The 18,833-nt window shown below is 59.8% G+C and carries 15 protein-coding genes; 11 read left to right on the top strand and 4 right to left on the bottom strand.

The genetic code is table 11. The features are described from left to right. The first annotated feature begins 95 nt into the window (after positions 1-95). The 10 genes from FDY93_RS16460 to FDY93_RS16415 all read left to right on the top strand — a co-directional run bounded on the left by FDY93_RS16460 (position 96) and on the right by FDY93_RS16415 (position 8,555). The gene (locus FDY93_RS16460) at positions 96-863 is read left to right on the top strand and encodes a thermostable hemolysin (RefSeq protein WP_138236850.1); all 768 of its coding nucleotides are present in this window, start codon (positions 96-98) and stop codon (positions 861-863) included. Next, a complete protein-coding gene (locus tag FDY93_RS16455) occupies positions 860-2,443 on the top strand; it encodes an AMP-binding protein (RefSeq protein ID WP_138236849.1) in 1,584 nt (527 codons plus the stop codon). The genes FDY93_RS16460 and FDY93_RS16455 overlap by 4 nt, the downstream gene beginning before the upstream one ends. Further along, a complete protein-coding gene (locus FDY93_RS16450; protein WP_220446226.1) occupies positions 2,443-3,114 on the top strand; it encodes an iron-containing redox enzyme family protein in 672 nt (223 codons plus the stop codon). Before FDY93_RS16455 ends, FDY93_RS16450 begins: the two co-directional genes overlap by 1 nt. A gap of 1 nt (position 3,115) precedes the next feature. Next, positions 3,116-3,943 (top strand): SDR family oxidoreductase, encoded by an 828-nt coding sequence (locus FDY93_RS16445; protein WP_138236847.1) that lies wholly within the window; start codon positions 3,116-3,118, stop codon positions 3,941-3,943. Further along, positions 3,940-4,620 carry a tetratricopeptide repeat protein gene (locus tag FDY93_RS16440; protein ID WP_220446225.1) on the top strand — a complete coding sequence of 227 codons (681 nt, stop codon included), beginning with the start codon at positions 3,940-3,942 and terminating at the stop codon, positions 4,618-4,620. The genes FDY93_RS16445 and FDY93_RS16440 overlap by 4 nt, the downstream gene beginning before the upstream one ends. Positions 4,621-4,647: 27 nt before the next feature. Continuing rightward, the gene (locus FDY93_RS16435; protein ID WP_138236846.1) at positions 4,648-5,310 is read left to right on the top strand and encodes a response regulator; all 663 of its coding nucleotides are present in this window, start codon (positions 4,648-4,650) and stop codon (positions 5,308-5,310) included. Then, on the top strand, positions 5,310-6,647 hold the full coding sequence (locus FDY93_RS16430; RefSeq protein WP_138236845.1) for an ATP-binding protein: 1,338 nt from the start codon (positions 5,310-5,312) through the stop codon (positions 6,645-6,647). Before FDY93_RS16435 ends, FDY93_RS16430 begins: the two co-directional genes overlap by 1 nt. A 73-nt stretch (positions 6,648-6,720) precedes the next feature. Continuing rightward, positions 6,721-7,026 carry a cupredoxin domain-containing protein gene (locus FDY93_RS16425; RefSeq protein ID WP_246068621.1) on the top strand — a complete coding sequence of 102 codons (306 nt, stop codon included), beginning with the start codon at positions 6,721-6,723 and terminating at the stop codon, positions 7,024-7,026. A gap of 19 nt (positions 7,027-7,045) precedes the next feature. Next, positions 7,046-7,831, top strand: a complete 786-nt coding sequence (locus FDY93_RS16420) for an FTR1 family protein (protein WP_138236844.1) — start codon at positions 7,046-7,048, stop codon at positions 7,829-7,831. Between the two features lie 13 nt (positions 7,832-7,844). Beyond that, the gene (locus FDY93_RS16415; protein WP_220446224.1) at positions 7,845-8,555 is read left to right on the top strand and encodes a hypothetical protein; all 711 of its coding nucleotides are present in this window, start codon (positions 7,845-7,847) and stop codon (positions 8,553-8,555) included. A gap of 65 nt (positions 8,556-8,620) precedes the next feature. Here FDY93_RS16415 and FDY93_RS16410 read toward each other — a convergent pair whose 3' ends face one another. The 4 genes from FDY93_RS16410 to FDY93_RS16395 all read right to left on the bottom strand — a co-directional run bounded on the left by FDY93_RS16410 (position 8,621) and on the right by FDY93_RS16395 (position 16,170). Next, positions 8,621-9,457, bottom strand: coding sequence for a DUF3014 domain-containing protein (locus FDY93_RS16410; protein ID WP_138236843.1), 837 nt, complete (start codon positions 9,455-9,457; stop codon positions 8,621-8,623). 153 nt (positions 9,458-9,610) lie between these two features. Beyond that, positions 9,611-11,503 (bottom strand): alpha-amylase family protein, encoded by a 1,893-nt coding sequence (locus FDY93_RS16405; protein WP_138236842.1) that lies wholly within the window; start codon positions 11,501-11,503, stop codon positions 9,611-9,613. 151 nt (positions 11,504-11,654) lie between these two features. Continuing rightward, positions 11,655-14,141: a glycoside hydrolase family 31 protein gene (locus tag FDY93_RS16400; RefSeq protein WP_138236841.1), complete on the bottom strand. Its 2,487-nt coding sequence runs from the start codon at positions 14,139-14,141 to the stop codon at positions 11,655-11,657. A gap of 148 nt (positions 14,142-14,289) precedes the next feature. Continuing rightward, positions 14,290-16,170, bottom strand: coding sequence for a glycoside hydrolase family 13 protein (locus FDY93_RS16395; RefSeq protein ID WP_138236840.1), 1,881 nt, complete (start codon positions 16,168-16,170; stop codon positions 14,290-14,292). A 292-nt stretch (positions 16,171-16,462) separates the two neighbouring features. On the opposite strand from FDY93_RS16395, the gene FDY93_RS16390 reads away from it, so the two are divergent. Further along, a complete protein-coding gene (locus FDY93_RS16390) occupies positions 16,463-18,727 on the top strand; it encodes an alpha-amylase family glycosyl hydrolase (protein ID WP_281282517.1) in 2,265 nt (754 codons plus the stop codon). Positions 18,728-18,833 lie beyond the last annotated feature (106 nt).

Raw genomic sequence — 18,833 nt, 5'->3', positions numbered from 1 at the left:
AGGTCTAGTCCGCCAGCCCTGCACCTCGGGCATCTCTTAAGTTTGTCTTAATTTCTCCGCCGTACACTGCCCATATCCAATACCCAACAGGAGAAATGGATATGGCGCCGGATGTCTGTGCCCAGTTTGAATTGCCGACCCAGTTACCGTGCAACCGTCTCGGCAATGAGACGGTTGGAACCGAGATGGAGGTTGCGGCTATAGGGGGGCTGGGATCCGGAAGAGGGGGGCCTCCCTTTCGTTTAAGGCACTCTGAGAGCAACGGGCGCGCCTTGGTAGAAGCTTATATTGGTAGTAGATTCCAAGAGGTGTACGGCGCCCGGCTGCAGCACTTCATGCCATGGCTGCTGTCCTACGGCAATTCCAATGACATGCAGGGCGCATTGGGCTTGCGCCGCGCGGAATGCGCACCTCTGTTTCTCGAACAGTATCTCGACCTACCGGTGGAAGCGGTGCTCGCCGAAAAGGCCGGTGTGCCGGTAAACCGTGCAGATGTCGTCGAAGTCGGCAACCTGGTGGCTACCGCACGCGGCGGCAGCCGCCTGCTGTTTCTTATGCTGGCGGAGCTGTGCGCTGCCGCCGACCTCACCTGGGCCATCTTCACCGCCACTCCCGAGGTGCAGCACCTGCTGCGGAAACTCACGGATAACCAGCTGGTGCTGTGCCGCGCCGACGGCGCCCGCCTGGGCGCGGAACTGGCGGAGTGGGGCACTTACTACAATACCCGCCCCGCAGTGGTCGCGGTCAACGTCAGGGCCGAGCGCGAGCGCAGTCTGGTGCGCCCGCTGATCAGCGATCTGCTGGAGGAGTGCCGGCCGCAGGCGCTCGACTTCGCCCGGCAGCTGGCGGAGGCCGATCTATGAGCGGAATTGCCGATACCCACTCTTCATTGCTGCAGAGCCTGCAGGCCACGGCAGAATCCTGTCCCGGTCGCGCCGCTCTGCTCGGCGATTGCGAGGGGTTTACCTACGCCGAGTTGCTGCAGGAAGTTACCACTATTGCCACAGCGATGCGCAATCGCAATCTGGATGTGGTCGGTCTGTTTGCCAACAACGGACCTCGCTGGCTGCTGGTGGATCTCGCCTGCCAATTGGCCGGGGTGACACTGGTGCCGCTGCCCGGCTTCTTCTCCGCGCAGCAGCTTCAACACACCATCAGTGCCAGTGGCCTGCAGGGGCTGCTTACGGACATGCCCGGTTATTTCGCGGATGTCCCGGTGTTTGGCAAAGGTGAGGCGTTGGCCGGCATGACGCTGCTGCTCTGCAAGCAGGTGCAGCCTGCGACACTGCCAGCGGAGACCGCCAAGATCACGTTTACCTCCGGTTCCACCGGCACGCCCCGCGGGGTATGCCTTTCCAACGAGACCCAGTTCGCTACCGCCGAGGCGCTGGCAGTGAGTCTCGCACCGCTGCGATGCGCCACCCATATGTGCCTGCTGCCGCTCGCGACCCTGCTGGAAAATGTGGCCGGCGCCTATACCTGCTGGCTGCTGGCGGGCACGTTGCTGGTGCCCGGTTTGGAGCGGCTCGGTTTCTCCGGCAGCTCGCAGCTGGATATGCAGCGGCTGTGTGCCTGCATTGACGAACACCAGCCGGACAGTCTGATCCTGTTGCCGCAGATTCTGAAATCACTGCTGGAGCAGGTGGATAACTTCGGCTGGCAGCCCCCGCCCACCCTGCGGTTTGTAGCGGTGGGTGGCGGCAAGGTCGCCGCCGATTTGCTGCGCGAAGCAACCAAACGGGGCTTACCGGTATACGAGGGCTATGGCCTGTCCGAGTGCGGTTCGGTGGTCGCGTTGAACCTTCCTGGCGCAGTGCGCGAGGGGGCGGCGGGCAAGGCGCTGCCGCACTGTGAGATCGCGCTGCGGGATGGCGAGATCGTGGTGCGGGGTCCGCACTATCTCGGTTATCTGGGGGTGACAGAAGATCCTGGCGAGCGCAGCGATGGCTGGCTCGCCACCGGCGATCTGGGCTCCCGCGACAGCGATGGCTTCCTACATATCACCGGGCGCAAGAAAAATATTCTGATCAGTTCCTACGGTCGCAATATTTCCCCGGAGTGGATCGAGAGCGAGCTGCTGCGCGCGCAGGATGTGCTGCAGTGTGTGGTGGTTGGCGACGCGCGCCCTTACTGCAGTGCGCTGCTGTTGCCGCGGCCGGGCACCGACGTACGGCAGATAGAAGACTGGATCGGAACGGTCAACCGCGCGTTGCCGGACTACGCGTGCATCCGCCGCTGGGCCGTTCTGCCGCAGCCGCTCACCTTCGCCGATGGCCTGCTCACCGCCAATGGCCGTCCGCGTCGCGATTGCATTGCCGAGCGCTATGCCCGGGTAATCGAAGATCTCTACGTTGGCGAGCCGCAAAAAATTTCCCCCTCTACACCGGCGCCGTCTCCGGCCGACAACCGCCGGTCCGGTGAACAAAATCCAGGAGTTGCCTGATGAATTTTTTCGATCAGTTACAGCGTGAAACCGAATCCGAGCGCCAGCAGCTACTCAGTCTGCCTGTGATCCAGCGCGGCGCCCGTGGTGAAATTACGTTGGAGGAATATGTCGGATTCCTGTCCCAGGCCTATCATCACGTCAAACACACGGTACCGCTGATGATGGCCTGCGGCAGCCGCCTGACCGACAGCCAGGAGTGGCTGCGGGTAGCGCTGGCGGAGTACATCGAAGAGGAAACCGGTCACCAGGAGTGGATTCTGAATGACATCGCCGCCTGTGGTGCCGATGCCGAAGCCGTGCGCCACAGCCAGCCGAATTTCAGTACCGAACTGATGGTGGCCTACGCCTATGACACCATCACCCGCGGCAACCCTCTCGGCTTTTTCGGCATGGTGAATGTGCTGGAGGGCACCAGCATCCAGCTCGCCGATATGGCGGCCGGCGCCATCCAGAAATCCCTCGGCCTGCCCAACAGAGCATTCAGCTATCTGACGTCCCACGGTGCACTCGACGTCGGGCACGTGGAATTTTTCCAGGGGTTGATGAACAAGATCGAAAACTCGCAAGACCAGCGCGCCATCGTGCACAGCGCACGCGCCATCTATCGCCTGTACGCGAATATTTTCCGCGAAGTGGCGGCGACTTGCGCGCTGCCAGAGGTTGCCTGATATGGATCGCAAATCTGGAGCGCTGACCGTTCTGCTCACCGGTGCCAGTGGCGGTATCGGCCATGCGCTTGCGCACAGCCTAGCGGCGCGCGGACACCATCTGCTGTTGCAGGGCCGCAATACACTGGCGCTGGACCAACTGCGCGCGTCGCTGCCAGAGAGCCACCGGCACTTGGTGGTGTCCGCAGACCTGCGCGATCCGCAACAGCGTCAGGAGTTGGTGCGCACCTGCCGGTCGCTGCCCAATGGCGTGGATGTATTGATCAACAACGCGGGTGTCGCCCGTTTTGCGTTGCTCGCGGATATCGACGACGCCGCTATGCGCTCGGTACTGGAAACCAATCTGCTGGTTCCCATGGCACTCACCCGCGACTTGCTGCCGTTGCTGCAGCGCAGTCGACAGGCGGCTCTTATCAATATCGGTTCGGCTTTCGGGCATATCGGCCACCCGGGCTTCAGTATCTACGGTGCAAGCAAATCCGGACTGCACAGCTTCACGGAAGCGCTGCGCCGGGAGCTCGGCGACAGCCAGATCACGGTGCACTATCTCGCGCCGCGCGCGGTGGACACGTCGCTGAACACGGATGCAGTGGTGGGCCTCAATCGCGCGCTTGGAAACCGCTCCGACTCGCCGCAGCAGGTAGCCGAGCAGTGTGTGGCGTTGCTCGAAGGCGGACGCAGTGCGCGCCGTTTTATGGGCTGGCCCGAGCGCCTGTTTATTAAAGTCAATGCGCTGCTGCCGTCACTGGTGGACAGTGCGCTGGTTAAGAAAATGCCGGTAATTCGCCGGTTCGCAGAGCAAAACCATTTAAACGGAGAAACCTCATGATGACTCAGTCCACCGGGATCAGAATGCATCTCAGCGCTTGCCTGCGCAGCGTGTTGTTTTTGCTGGCCGGCGCGCTGGCGGTGCCGGCGCTCGCGCAGACTGCCGGGCAGGAGGTGCACGAGTTACAGCGCCACTGGGCTGAAATCCAGTACCGCACACCGGAAAAGCAGCGCGCCGACAAGCTGGCAGCGCTCGCGGAACAGGCCAGTGTATTGACCGCGCGCTATCCGGATAACGCTGCCGTGTGGACCTGGAGCGGTATCATTCGCGCATCCCATGCCGGTGCCAAAGGTGGCATCGGTGCGCTGCCGATTGTGAAGGCGGCAAAAGCCGATCTGGAAAAAGCCATAGAGATCGATGGCAGCGTGCTTGACGGCGCCGCCTACACCAGCCTGGGTTCGCTGTATTATCAGGTGCCCGGCTGGCCCATCGGCTTTGGTGATGATAAAAAGGCTGAAACCTTCCTGCTGAAAGGACTGGAATACGGCGCCGAAGACATGGATGCGAATTACTTTTATGCCGACTATCTTTTCCAGCAGAAGGACTACGCCAAGGCGAGGACCTATGCGGACCGCGCCGAGCATGGCCCGGCGGATCTGGAGCGCCCGGTGGCGAGCGAAGGGCGCCTCGGCCAGATCAAGCAGCTGCAGGTGAAAATCCAGCAAAAGTTGCATTAAAAACGGAGCATCGACTGGCGGGGAGCTATGCGGATACTGTTGATAGAAGATGATCAGTCCCTGGCGGAAGGGATTACCACCGCATTGCGCCACGCCGGTTACGCGGTTGATCATACGTCTTCGGGCAGCAAGGGTATTTCGCTGGCGGTGGCCGCACAGCCGGACCTGTTGGTACTCGATCTGGGCCTGCCGGATATGGACGGGCTTGCCGTGCTGAAGACCCTGCGCGGAAAACAGATAAAAACTCCTGTCCTGATCCTCACCGCCCGCGATGACCTGCCGTCCAAAGTGCAGGGGCTGGATGCCGGCGCCGACGATTACCTCACCAAGCCATTTGCGGTAGACGAGTTGCTGGCGCGCTTGCGCGCACTGGAGCGTCGCGGCGCCAGTGGCGGCTCTGCAGAACTGGTTATCGGCGATGTCGTCATTAACCTTGCTACCCACACGGTCAGCCACGCAGGCGAACCGGTGCGCCTCTCGCGCCGTGAGTTCAGCCTGCTGCGCGCCCTGGCGGAGCGCCCCGGTCATATCCTCAGCCGTGAACAGCTCGAGGACAAACTCTACAGCTGGGGCGAGTCAGTGGCGAGTAACACTGTGGATGTGCACATCCATAACCTGCGCAAAAAAATCAGCAGCGATTTTATCCAGACCATTCGCGGCGTCGGCTATAAGCTGGGGCCCTCCCGTTGATGTCCATCCGACTGTTCCTGTTGGTTGCGCTGTTGTCCACCATCACCCTGGTGAACTTTATTGCCGCGCTGCACGGGTATCGCGCGAGCATGGAAGAGGCGCAGCGTCTGTTTGACCGTCAGATTACCGGCACCGCGCTGCTGCTGGCGGCATTGCCCATCGACCGGACAGCACCATTGGTTGTGGAGGAAAATGACCTCCAAGCCTTTCAGGTGCGGTCCGCCGATGGGCAACTGTTGATGCGTTCTGACAACGCGCCGACAACGCCCATTGGTGATGTGCAGGAGGGATTCAGCGAACAGAACTTTTCCGGATTCCGCTGGCGGGTATACAACCACTCCGCTGCCGGCGGACGCTCAATCCGCGTGGCCGAACGGGTTGACCTGCGCTTTCGGCTGGCGGATGAAGTGGTATTGCAGTCAGTGATGCCGATTCTGTTTGGACTGCCGGTGGCGGGATTGTTGATCTGGCTGGTGATCGGTCGCGGGCTCGCCAGTTTGCGCCAGCTGGCGAGCGAGCTGCGGCACAAACGTGCGGAAGACCTGACGCCACTGACACTGGCGGCGCCACCGGAAGAACTGCTGCCACTGGTGCGCTCTACCAACGCGTTGCTCGAACGCCTGCAGGCGTCTTTTGAACGGGAGCGACGCTTTTCTGCGGATGCCGCCCACGAACTGCGCACACCCATCGCGGCAATCCAGGTGCACGCAGATAATCTGGCAAACCTGTTGCGTGCAAATGACGCGGCGGCGCCGGAGTCCCTGCGCCAGCTGCAGGAAAGCATTTCACGCATGGCGCATCTGGTAGAACAAATGCTGAACCTGTTCCGGGTGACGCCGGAGCACTATCCCGCGCGCTTCGAGCCCATCGACCTGCACCGTATGGCTCGCGAAGTGATTACTGAGCTCTATCCGGCTTTTGCCCGACGCGGTCAGGAGATTGAGCTGCAGGGACATGCCGCGATCATCCGCGGCGATCGGTTCGCGCTGGTACTGTTGCTGCAGAACCTGCTCAATAACGCCTGCAAATACACCCCGGAGGGCGGTCGGGTTGTTGTGGATGTAAAACAACAGGAAGGCGTGGTGTTATTGCGGGTTCAGGACTCGGGCCCGGGGATGCCGGCGGAAGAGCGCGAGCGCGTATTCGAGCGTTTCTATCGGGTGGGCGGCGACCGCCACGAGAGCCGTGCACCCGGGTGCGGCCTCGGACTTTCTATCGTGCATCACATTGCTGAACTACACCAGGCGCGGGTCTCACTCGACACCTCATCCCTAGGTTGCCAGCAGTCGCCGGGCCTTGCGGTGTCGGTCATTTTTCCTCTGCAAGTGAGCAAGTAGCGTGGAATCCAGAATCAAAAGGTGGCTGTTAAGAACCGACCCTCGCAATCTGGCCGTCGCGGTGGTGGTGGCATTGGTGGTGACGTTGGTGCCAGCGTTGCCCGCACAGGCAGCCCATCCGGAATTTCAACTGGAGATCCGCGATCACCTGTTTTATCCGTCGGTTCTCAAAGTGCCCGCCAACACCAAAGTCAGGCTGATTGTGATCAACCGCGATACCACGCCGGAAGAATTCGAAAGCTACGAACTCAATCGCGAGAAGGTCATCATGGGCGGGCAGAAAGCCGTCATTTTCATCGGGCCGCTGGCGCCGGGGGAATACCCGTTTTTTGGCGAGTTCAACCCGAAGACGGCCCAGGGCAAGGTGATTGTGGAATGATAGTGCCGGGGAGAACAACATGCTGTTGACCAGCGTTATCCTTGTCTTGCGCGAAGTGCTGGAGGCGGCGCTACTGCTCAGCATCCTGCTTGCCATGAGCCACTACCTGGAGCTCAAGACCCGCTGGATTTTCATGGCGCTGGCCGGGGGGATCCTGGGGTCCATGGTCTATGGCGCCGGTATTGGCACCGTCTCAGACACCTTCGACGGCATGGGGCAGGAGTTGCTGAACGCGACAATGCAGTTCGCCATATACGGGCTTCTGCTGCTCGTGGGAATTCTGCTGATCCTGAACCGACGGGGCGAGCGACGGTATCTGCCGCTTTTGCAGTGGAGCATGGTGCTGGCGGTGACGCTGGCAACCCTGCGCGAGGGATCGGAAGTGTATGTGTATCTGATGGCCTTCCGCTACCAGGCGGATCTCCTGCAAAGCGTTCTGCTGGGCGCATTTATCGGCGGTGGTATCGGTTTCAGTATCGGTGCCCTGTTTTATTACCTGCTGGTTGGGCTGCCGAGAAAACGGCGTCTGATCGTCGCGCTGACACTACTTGCGCTGGTAGCCGCGGGGCTGTGCCTGCAAGCGACACAGCTGTTGGAACAGGCAGACTGGCTGCCCGCACAATCCCCTCTGTGGGACAGCTCAGCGGTGTTATCGGAAAACTCGGTGCTGGGGCAGCTTTCCTATGCGCTGCTCGGTTACGAAGCCACCCCAACACGCAACGTAGTGGCCGCATATCTCTGCGGATTGTTGTTGATGACCGCGCTCCTGTTGCTTGCCTGGGCGAAATCGCGTTCGCAACCTTAAAAGGATAATTCGAATGACTGTGCGAAGGCTGCTATTGATGGCGGCACTGTTGCCGAGCCTTCCCGCAATGGCCGACGGCAAACTGGTTGACCGGGTGTACGACCCCTATGTCGAGCCGTTGGAAACGGAAATCGAGTGGCGTGCCGTGCGCACGCGCGATACCGACGAGGAGGAATTGAACGGCTTCTGGCAGCATCACTTCAGCGTCGGCTACGGGTTTTCCGAGCACTGGTTTGGTGAAATCTATGCGATCGGGGAGAAAAATCCGGGTGAAGATTTTGAGCTCAAGGCGGTGGAACTCGAGGCAAAATGGCAACTGACCGAGCAGGGCGAATACGCCGCTGACTGGGGTATGCTGTTCGAGCTTGAGCGCGAGTATTCGGAAAACCAGTGGGAGGCATCGGCGATGGTCATCGCCGCCAAAGAGTGGGGCCGTTGGACGGGTACCGGAAATGTCGCGGTGATCTACGAATGGGGCCGCGAGGAGAACGAATTTGAAACCGAAATTCGCGCCCAGGCGCGCTATCGCTACACCGAGCGATTTGAACCTGCCGTGGAACTATACGCTGCGGAGGATTTGCTTGGTGTTGGTCCGGTAGCGGTGGGCAGCTGGCGCCTGGAGGAGGGGCGCCGGATTCACTGGGAAGTGGGGCTGATCATGGGGCTCACCGATGAGAGCCCCGACCAGTCACTGCGTTTTTTGGTCGAATACGAATTTTTCTGAGGCATCGCAGGAATATACCGATGGTCCGGTGGCATCGGCATATGTGACTCCGCCAAATCCGTCTGTCAGTCTGTGGGCAGATTCTGCAGGCCGGCTTTGAGCTCGCGCAACTTCTCTTTCACCCGCGCCGCATTGTCCGGGCCGATGCGGAGCATCAGCTTGTGCAGCCCCGGCATTTTCTCCAGCTTTTCATCTTCAAACTTGTAGTACACCGTGGGGCGTACCAGTTTGATCGGGCCTTCGATCTCCGGCGCATTCAGGGCCTGGTCGATGGCGGCGAGCACCGCGGCGTGAAAGTTTTTGTTCTTGAGGCCCAGTTCACCATAGGCCTGTTTCAAGCGCGGGTACCAGAACTGGTAGAGGCTTACGGCCTTGTCGGTATCCACCATCGCGAACAGACGCACCGGCTGGTCGTAGCGCTGGAAGTTCTCCTGGGAGAGCACATAGACTTTCTGGCCGTCGGCGCGGGTTTCCAGCTCCTTGACGGCGATGTTGCCTTCCAGATTGTTGAATGGGCGGTTTTTCGGCATCAGGTCGCCCTTGGTGGCGGTATTCACCAGGGCTACCCATTTGCGCACCACTTCATCGGGCACGATCCATTGCGCCAGCGCACCGTCGGGTGAGAGGCTGATGATGTCTTTGCGTGCTTCGCTGTCGCTGCTGTTGAGGGCGGGAAGCTTGCGGGGTTCTTCTTTGGGGGGCGAAGGTTCTGGCGCCGGCGGAATGACGGGTTCGGAGGGCTCTTCCAGATCGACGCTGGGCTTGGTGTCCGGCGCGGGTTCGGTGACGGGGGCGGGCACTTCGGGTTTGGGGGTATCCCGTACGACAAACCAGTAGATGCCAAACATCACCGCAGCCAATACCAGCAGTGCGATCAGCCAGTCTTTTATCGTGCCACCCATCGTCAATCTCCTCCCGTTGATCCCGCAGGCCTAAAAGTCAGTGTAATCCACTGACTGTGAGGTCTGAGACAGTATCAGTTTGGGAAGGTTTCGCCTACCTATACAGGGGGAGGGAACAGGGGGAGGGGGCGCGATCGCGCCCCCGGTGGAAAATCAGAGGGTGACTTTCAGGATTTGACCAGACAGGCCGGAGAGATCCACCGCAACAGAACCGGTCAGATCATTAGAGACGGTCATTTCACTGGTTCCACGCTGCAGCTGGTTGGTGAGGGTATACTTACCCGGCTTCAGTTGCCACGCTTCAATCAGTTCCTTCGGCAGGCTCAGGGTCGTCGCGCTTTCACCGTCCGCAAAGTTGGCGATCACCAGCAGGCGGTCGTTGCCACTCCAGCGAGCGAAGCTGTACTGCTGCTCGCCATAATTCTCGCCGTATTCGCGGTTGTGGCGATGCAGGTCCAGATATTCGCCGGTAAGGGCAGGGCTCTGATGAGAAAAATTCAGCAGTTGGCGATAAAAATCCCGCAGGGATTTTTCGGCTTCGCTGAGGTTTTCGCTATTGAACCGGCCTTCGTTATTCCAGCGGCGCAGAGTGGGTACGGACCAGTAATCGAAGATGGTGGTGCGGCTGGTTTTTCCGAAACCGGCGTCGCCTGTGCCGGGCTCACCCAGTTCCTGGCCGAAGTAGACCAGAGTGGGCGCGCCACTGATGGTGGCGGAGACAACCATCGCCGGAATGCCGGCGCGGGGACTGCCGGCGAATTCCGGGCTGCCGATGCGCTGTTCGTCGTGGTTTTCCATAAAGCGCAGCATATGGTCTTCAATGCCATTGAGGCTCTGCTGGATATCTACCAACGGGTCGGTGCCGGCCTTGCCTTCCATCACCGCGCGAATGGCGTCGTAGGTGCCTACCTTGTCGTACAGGTAGTCCATTTTGCCGAGGTGGATGTAATCCCGGTATACCTCGGGTTCGTAGATTTCCGCCAGCAGCAGCGTATCGGGCTGCTGCATTTTGATACCAGAGTTGAGGTAGCTCCAGAATTCCACCGGTACCATGCCGGACATGTCGTAGCGGAAGCCGTCGACGCCGAAGGTGAGCCAGTAGTCGGTGATCTCACGGAATTTTTTCCAGCTGCTGGGCACATCCTTGTCCGCCCAGAATTGCGCGTGCGCGCGGTAGTCTTTCTGCGCATAGTCCGCCGGTAGTTCCGCGAAGTCGTGGCTGCCATCCGGGCGCACGCCGAAGTTGATTTTTACGGTCTCGTACCAGTCGCCCTGTTCCGGTTGCGGGGCGCGGCTGCCGTTGCCGGTCCACTTGGCGGGGACTTCAGAAAAGTCGCCGTCAATCAGGTCGTGGGCTTCGCCGTTCAGTGGCTGGTAGCCGTCTTCCACTACCGGCACCCGGAAGGGTTCGCCGGGTACATAGTAAAAGTTGTTGTCGCGGGCGTAGGCCACGCTGGTGTCGTCGTCCGCACCGAAGTCGCGGACCCCTTCGGGCTTGTCGAGGGACTGGTAATTGCGCGCAACGTGATTGGGCACAATGTCGATAATGACCTTGAGTCCGGCGTTATGGGAGCGTTCGATCAGCGCTTTGAATTCTTCCAGGCGTTTTGACGGATCGTCGGCCAGGTCCGGGTTTACGCTGTAATAATCCTTGATGGCGTAGGGGGAGCCTGCGCGGCCCTTAACCACATCCGGATCGTCGTTGGCGATGCCGAATTCAGTGTAGTCGCGCACCACGGCGTGGTGCAGCGCGCCGGTATACCAGATGTAATCCGCACCCAATGCGCGGATTTCACTCAGGGCCTTTGGTGTAAAGTCGCTGAATTTACCCACGCCGTTTTCTTCAATGGTGCCCCACGGCTTGTTGGTGGGGTTGGTGTTGCCGAACAGGCGCGTCATCACCTGGTAGATCACCGGCTTGCCATTGATGCTGGCGTTAATCGCCTGTGGTTCATCGGCGTGTGGTGTTGCGGTTTTTGTGTCGCAGGCGGTCAGGGTGCTGGCGGCAATTGATGATGCCAGAATTAACTGAATAAATTTTTTCATAAGCTTGATGCTCGATTTTTTGTAGGAGCTTGCTTGCAAGCGAATATTTTGGTTGCAAACCAAGCAGCCATCCATGGGACGTATACCGGCCCGGCCATCCATGGCCGGTCGCTTACCTGAGCAGGCTCCTACAGGGTGCGTTGTAGCTGAATTATTGGGTTACTGTCAGATTCTGATTTTTCTCTGCCCAGCCGAATTTCACATGCAGGGCCTTCGCGCGCTTGTCGTACCAGGCCGTGTTTTCTGTGAGCTGATTTTCTTTTTTTACAAGATTGATCCGCTGGCTGCCGGCGTTAATACCTGCCGGCGCCTGCTGCCAGTTGTGCACAACCAACTCAACATTGCGGCTCTCTGGGGCACCGGTGTAACCGTCACCTTCGAGGCCAAATTTGAACTGAATGCTTGTTTCGCTGCGCTCGCCGGCAAACCGCAGCTTCTGGTACTGCCCTTTGCTGAACGCATCCGCGGTGACCCCGTCATCTTCGTAGACATAGCCGGAAGACTGCGCTGCGGATTCATGTGCGTAATAATCGAGGCGCAGATCGCGGCTGGAGTATTCGCGGGTGTTGCGCATATCCGGTACGGTGGGAATGAACGCACCAGCGCGCACCAACACGGGGATGGTTTCCAGGTTCACTTTTATGCGGGCACTGTCGCCGCCGTACTGGTTGTCGTTCCAGTAATCGAACCACACCCCCCCGGGCAGCTGCACGGCGACTTCGTCGGTGTCTTCCGCGGTGACCGGTGCCACCAGGAAGTCGTTGCCCCACAGGTAAGCATCCTTGTTATCCATCAGCGCCAGATTGTTTTCATTGTCAAAAAACAGCGGGCGCATCAGCGGCATGCCGGTCTGGCTGTTTTCGAACGCCAGGGTGTAGTTGTAGGGCAACAGGCGGTAGCGCAGTTTTACATACTCGCGGGTGATATCGCGGGTCTTGCGGTCGTGGAACACTGGCTCCGGGGCAATGTGTTCCTGCGCGTGGGGGCGGTACACCGGCTGGAATGCGCCGTACTGCAGCCAGCGGATATACAGCTCGCGGTCAAATTCTTCGCCACCGGCAAAACCACCCAGATCAGAATGGGTGTAGCCGAAACCCAGCAGGCCCATCTGCAGGGACAGCTCTACCTGCGGTTTGAGGCCGCCCCACTCGCGGGAGACATCGCCGGTCCATGGAATCATGCCGAAGCGCTGGGAACCGGGAAAGCCGGCGCGCATCATGATAAACGGGCGCTGGTCCGCGTTCGCTGCTTTTTCGTTGTCGAACAGCATCTGCGCCCAGCGGTGACCGTAGGCGTTGTGGATTTCATCCGCCATGCCCACCGTGTGCACGGTGTCAGATGGATGCACTTCCGGCTCGCCGAGGTCGCCCCACCAGCCGGCCACGCCCTGGTCCTTCAGGCCCTTGTAGATGTTCCAGAACCAGTCGCGACCGTCTGCGGAAAATACATCGATAAGGCCGGTATTGCCGAAATAGAAATCGAACTGCTTGGGCTGGCCGGCGAGGTTTTTGGCCAGCGCATTGGCGGCGACGGCACTGTCCCAGCGCTCTGAGGTGGAGAGTACGAAGGGCTCGGTCACCAGAATGGTGTTAATGCCGTCTTCGCGTAGATCCGCCATCATGCCGACCGGGTTGGGGAATGCCTTCTCATCCCACGCCAGGTTGCCCATATGGCCCTGAATATCCGCTCCGAACCAGTACAGGTCCAGCACCAGGGCGTCCAGCGGGAAATCCTCTTCGCGGAATTTCTTCACTACGTCGCGCACTTCCTGTTCGGAACGGTAGCCGAAGCGCGAGGCAAAGTTACCGAATGCCCAGCGCGGTGGCAGCGGCTGGCGGCCGGTCACGTCCACGTAGTTTTCGATCAGCTTTGGGTAGGTGTCGCCGGCCACCACGATGTAGCTGGTGCGTCCGGCCACTGCCTCGAACTGCAGCACATCTTTTTCGCTGGCGCCGAGGTCCATGGTGCCGGTGGCGCTGTTGTCGAACAGAAGAATGTATTTGTTGCTGCTCATCACTGCCGGCAGGCCAAAATACATCTGCTCGGACTCAGTGGTGTAGCCGTAGTGGGCTTTGTTATAGAGCGGCAGGCGATGGCCGCGGCGGTCCATACCCAGCACCCGCTGCCCGCCGCCGATCAGCTTTTCCTGTTCGGCGAGATTGAAGCGGAAACCGCGCATGGTCTGGTTGGCGAAGAAGCCGTGTTCTTCGCTCAGCAGTGGTTTGCCATCGCGCAGGTATTCAATGGCGAAGGGGGATTTATGAATGATCGCGGTCAGCTCGCCGAGGGAGTAGCGCAGTGCTTCCTCTGAAACGCTCAATTGTGCCAGCGCGTCGCTCTTCAACTGGTTCGTCAGTTTTTCCGCGCGTGCGAACGAGGGCAGCTGTTTGAGCCCTTCGCGCTGGTAGTGAATTTCCAGCGCGGCGTTGTTCAACGGGGTCAGAGTGACCTGGCTATCGCTGGTGGTGATGATCAGTTTGTCTTCGAGCAGCTGGTGGCTCTGGTAGCTGCGCGCGGCTTCCGGGGTCGGCTGCGCGAGAGCGGGTTGCACGGCGGTAGCCAACAGGGTGGGCAGGAGGGTCGCCAGCCCGAATTTCTTCAGCAGCCTTGTGGGCTTGTGATTTTTTCTTTCTTTCATCGTCTTTGCTTTTTTCGCTTATATAGTTTCAATTTTGGGTGCGCTTTTGTTCTATTCCTTGAAATTTGTCACCCCCGCGCAGGCGGGGGCCAGCTGCGCTGGAGCTGGATTCCCGCGTGCGCGGGAATGACGTGGGTATGCAGGCTCGCTAACGAATTTCAGCCACCTGCACGTCGCCCGCGGCGATAACGAATTCATTCAACGGCTGTGTTTTTCCGCTGATGACACTGGTGGCGGAAGACTTGTTCTGCAGCATCTCGGCCAGATGGTCCAATGGCAGTTCCCGCGGTTTGTCGCTCTTGTTGATGGCGACCATCACCGTCTCTTCTTCGTCGTAGCGGAAATAGACGTAGAGCCCATCCAACGGCGCAAAGTGTTTGAGCTGACCGCGGTGAATAACGTCCTTCTCTTTGCGCCAGTTGAACAGGGTGCGGGTGAACTGCTGCACTTCCTTCTGTTCCCTGCTCAGGTTCTTGCCGGTAAAGGCGTTGACTCTGTCGCCGGCCCAGCCGCCGGGGAAGTCGCTGCGCACTACGCCGTCGTCCCGCTGTTTGGGGCTTTTCGCGAGAATTTCATCGCCGTAATAGAACTGCGGGATGCCGCGCATGGTGGCGAGATAGGCTACCGCCATGCGGAACTTGCCTGGGTCTTCATCCAATTGGCTGTACAGGCGGCTGGTGTCGTGGTTACCACCGAAGATTACGAGACTGTTCGGATCGGGGTAGAGCACATCGTTGGCGAGGGATTCGTACAGGGTGATGAGACCGGTGCTCCAGCTATCCGGCTTTTCCAGTCCATCGCGCAGGCCATAGTGCAGCGGGAAGTCCATCATGCTCGGCATATGGGAAACATAGCCGTTGCGGTTTTCATTGCCCGCCTGCCAGTAGGCCACCAGGGCCGGCTGGCGCGTCCACTCCTCACCGACAATGTTGAAGTTCGGGTACTCGCGCATCATGCGTGCGGACCACTCTGTCAGGAAGGCTGCGTCGGAATAGGCATAGGTGTCCACGCGGATACCGGAGAGGTCCGCATACTCCACCCACCAGATGGCGTTCTGGATCAGATAGGTGGCCATGCGCGGGTTGCGCTGGTTGGGGTCCGGCATGGAATCCGTAAACCAGCCATCGGTGAACAACAGGTGGTCTTTGTGGCTGGCATAGGGATCCATGTGCACGGTGCGCGCGTGATTGGTGTACTCGTACTCCCCTTTTGCAATCCCTTTGCCATTCAGCCAGTCATTGCCCGGCAGGTCTTTGAGCCACCAGTGGCCGCTGCCGATATGGTTCGGCACCATATCCTGGATGACGCCGATGCCCTTTTCCTTTGCTGCTGCCACAAACGCGCGGAAACTTTCGTTGCTGCCGTAGCGCGGGTCGATGCGGTAGTAATCCGTGGCGGAGTAGCCGTGGTAAGAGTATTCCGGCTGGTTGTTTTCGATCAGTGGGTTGGGCCAGATCTGGGTGAAGCCCATACCGGCGATGTAGTCGAGATGGGCCTGCATGCCGGCGATATCGCCCCCGTGGCGGCCGCCGGGGTTGTCGCGGTCCGGGCCCTCCAGCATATCTGCGGTGCGGTCGTTGCCGGTGTCGCCGTTGGCAAAGCGATCCGGGGTGATCAGGTAGATGGTATCACTGCTGTCGAAGCCCTCGCGCTCGGCAGAGCCGGCGCGGCGCGGTTTCAGTTCGTAACGGATTGTGTGTTGCCAGTCACCCTTGTTCAGATGGATCTGCAGCGTGCCTGGCTTTGCACGTTCATCCACCGCGAGATTGATAAACAGGTAGTTGGGATTCTCTTCCCGCTCGGTGCCGGTCACGGTCACGCCCGGGTAATCGAGGCTTACCTGCGCACCGGCGAGGGCTTCGCCATACACCATCAGCTGCAGGCGGGATTCCGCCATGTCGGTCCACCAGAAAGGAGGCTCAACGCGCTCCAGCTGGGGGGACTGTTGGGCCTGGATACAGGCCGAGGTGAATGGCAGTGTCAGCACGAACATCAGGCTGGCGGCAAAGCGGCTGGTGGGCTTGGACATGGCGGGCACCTGTTTGGATCTCTCTGTTTGGACCTCTGGCGAGGGTTATCCTTTTATTTTCTCCATTGTGCCCAAGGTCGCGACAGCTGTTATCCCCCTCAGCCCAGGGGGAGTTCCGCGGATTCCACCGCGTTTCAGGTTGGCGCGTATTTTCTCCACGCCCTGACCGGCTTTGCCTCCACGCCCCACCGGGGGAGGAGGCCTTGCCCCACCATATTTCGCGACCATTCAGACAGGGTCAATCTCTGGCCCGGCGATGTACATAAAAATAATCCACCGCGAGATGATGAAAATGGTTAGAAAAACTCTGGCACTGGCCGGATTGATGCTCTGCGCGAGCGCGGCCGCCCAGGCTGAATGGTTCCTCCGAGGCACCCACAACAACTGGCAGGCAGATCAGATGCAGGACGTCGGCAGCAACACCATGCTGGCGGACGATGTGGTCTTTACCAGCGCCGGCGAGATCAAGTTCGACCGCTGGGGCGACTGGAGTGAAAATTACGGCGCAAATGGCCAGCAGGGCGGGAGCAATATTCCCGTACCCGCCGGCACCTGGGATATCAAGTTCTATACCGACACCCACGACTACCACATTCTTCCCGCCGACGACCAGGAAAACCCGGATGCCACCCTGCATCTGCGCGGCACCCACAATGGCTGGGCCGCCGGCGATCTGCTGACCCGCATCGGCGAAACCGATGAGTACGACGCTTGTCGCAACTTCACAAGTGGCGATAGCAACGGCGGTCCGCGCTTCAAGATTGACCCCAGTGGCAGCTGGGCCGGTGGCGAGTTTCCGGCACAGGATGAGGCCGCCAGTGGCTGGACCTACATCGTTGCAAACGGTGTTAGCAACAGTCTGGTCAGCGTCACCACCGATCTTGGCGAAAACTGCGGTGCAACCGAGCCGGATTCCGATAACGACGGCGTACCCGACAGCCAGGACAACTGCCCCGACACTCCCGCTGGCGCCAATGTGGATGCCAACGGTTGTGAAATACCGCTCGAAACGTCCGACTTCCGCAACCGCAGCATGTATTTCGTATTCGTGGACCGCTTTGCCAATGGCGACACCAGTAACGACAACGGCAACAACGCCGCGGCTACCTCCAGTAGCAAATCCGCCGGCGGCCTGTCCGAGTGGAAAAAATACTGGGGTGGCGATATCCAGGGCCTGATCGACAAGCTCGACTACCTGCAAGCTCTCGGCATCTCCGCCATTTGGGTCACTCCGCTGAACGACAATATCGATGCCTCTGGCAGCGATGGTGCCTACCATGGTTACTGGGGTCGCGACTTCTATGAAGTGGACGAGCACCTGGGCGACTGGGCACTGGTAGACCAGCTGGATGCGGAGATGGAAGCCCGCGGCATGAAGCTGGTGCTCGACATCGCACTGAACCACACCAACCAGGACGACCAGTATGAATTCGGCGCGCTCTACAAAGAGGGCACCTTCATTACCGACGTGAATCAGGACAACGGCACCTGGTACCACCACAACGGCGCCATCTCCGACTGCTACGACAGTGACCCGACCACCACCTGTGGTGCCGAATGGGACGACCCCTGGGCCTTCCGCAACAAAACCCTGTTCAACCTCACCGACTTCAACCACGGTGTAAGCAGCAACAGCGCCGCGGACCAATACCTGATTGACGCCGCACTGAAGTGGATGAGTCACGGTGTGGATGCCTTCCGTATCGATGCGATCAAACACATCGAGCCGGGCTTCATCAACCGCTTCAGCAGTGCGGTGCGCGCGCAGAACCCGGATGTGTACATCTTCGGCGAATGGTATGGCGCCGGTGCCGGGGAAAGCCTGTCTATGCAATTCCTGAACGAAGACCGCGGTTCCGAGCTGCTCGACTTCCAGCTGCGCAACCATATCGAACAGGCCATCGCCGGCGATATCACCATGACCCAGCTGAATGCGCATATCGAATCGCGCCCGGCGGCTATGGATGGCCGCGACAGCTGGCAGCCCATCTTCCTCGACAACCACGATGCCACCCGTACCAGTGTGTTCCTGCAGACCACCGGCCCTGTGGACAACGGCCGCACCGGCAAGGGCTTCTCCAAAGCTCTGGCAGACGCGCGCCAGAACCTGGGTATGGCACTGGTGATGACCCTGCCGGGCATCCCCACCATCTACTACGGCAGCGAGCAGAACAGTACCTGGTTCACCGCCAATGGTGATGGCCAGGTAGGGCACGATCCATACAATCGCGAAGGTATGCCGTCGTTCAGCGAAACCAGCAACGCGTTCACACTGATCAGCGCACTCGCCAACCTGCGCGCGCAGAGCCCGGCACTGGCATCCGGCAGCTATGCCGAGCGCTGGGTAAATCAGGATATCCTGGTATTTGAGCGGGTATCCGGCAGCGATGTGGTCACCGTGGCGGTCAACCGCGGCGGCAGCACCTCGATCAATGTGAGCGGCCTGGCACTGGCGGATGGACAGTACGCGAGTCTGGTGGGCAACGATTCAGTCAGTGTCAGCGGAGGCTCCGCAGTGCTGAATCTGGATGCCAACGAGGTAATTGTGTTGCACTGAGTGTTGCCTTAATGAGGTGACAATGAGGCCCCGGGATTTCCCGGGGCCTTTTCTATCTTACGCGGATTATTCGCGTACCAACACTTTATGCATCTTGTAGCGCCAT

Origin of the sequence: Microbulbifer harenosus (assembly GCF_005771435.1) — a bacterium.
Taxonomy (GTDB): Bacteria; Pseudomonadota; Gammaproteobacteria; order Pseudomonadales; family Cellvibrionaceae; genus Microbulbifer; species Microbulbifer harenosus.
The sequence above is the reverse complement of the archived record's forward strand: the minus strand, read 5'-3'. Positions and strand labels throughout refer to the sequence as shown.

Excerpts from the sequence above, each read along its gene's own strand:
- FDY93_RS16460 (WP_138236850.1), top strand. The coding sequence starts at position 96 with ATGGATATGGCGCCGGATGTCTGTGCCCAGTTTGAATTGCCGACCCAG.
- FDY93_RS16455 (WP_138236849.1), top strand. The coding sequence starts at position 860 with ATGAGCGGAATTGCCGATACCCACTCTTCATTGCTGCAGAGCCTGCAG.
- FDY93_RS16450 (WP_220446226.1), top strand. The coding sequence starts at position 2,443 with ATGAATTTTTTCGATCAGTTACAGCGTGAAACCGAATCCGAGCGCCAG.
- FDY93_RS16445 (WP_138236847.1), top strand. The coding sequence starts at position 3,116 with ATGGATCGCAAATCTGGAGCGCTGACCGTTCTGCTCACCGGTGCCAGT.
- FDY93_RS16440 (WP_220446225.1), top strand. The coding sequence starts at position 3,940 with ATGATGACTCAGTCCACCGGGATCAGAATGCATCTCAGCGCTTGCCTG.
- FDY93_RS16435 (WP_138236846.1), top strand. The coding sequence starts at position 4,648 with ATGCGGATACTGTTGATAGAAGATGATCAGTCCCTGGCGGAAGGGATT.
- FDY93_RS16430 (WP_138236845.1), top strand. The coding sequence starts at position 5,310 with ATGTCCATCCGACTGTTCCTGTTGGTTGCGCTGTTGTCCACCATCACC.
- FDY93_RS16420 (WP_138236844.1), top strand. The coding sequence starts at position 7,046 with ATGCTGTTGACCAGCGTTATCCTTGTCTTGCGCGAAGTGCTGGAGGCG.
- FDY93_RS16415 (WP_220446224.1), top strand. The coding sequence starts at position 7,845 with ATGACTGTGCGAAGGCTGCTATTGATGGCGGCACTGTTGCCGAGCCTT.
- FDY93_RS16410 (WP_138236843.1), bottom strand. The coding sequence starts at position 9,457 with ATGGGTGGCACGATAAAAGACTGGCTGATCGCACTGCTGGTATTGGCT.
- FDY93_RS16405 (WP_138236842.1), bottom strand. The coding sequence starts at position 11,503 with ATGAAAAAATTTATTCAGTTAATTCTGGCATCATCAATTGCCGCCAGC.
- FDY93_RS16400 (WP_138236841.1), bottom strand. The coding sequence starts at position 14,141 with ATGAAAGAAAGAAAAAATCACAAGCCCACAAGGCTGCTGAAGAAATTC.
- FDY93_RS16395 (WP_138236840.1), bottom strand. The coding sequence starts at position 16,170 with ATGTCCAAGCCCACCAGCCGCTTTGCCGCCAGCCTGATGTTCGTGCTG.
- FDY93_RS16390 (WP_281282517.1), top strand. The coding sequence starts at position 16,463 with ATGGTTAGAAAAACTCTGGCACTGGCCGGATTGATGCTCTGCGCGAGC.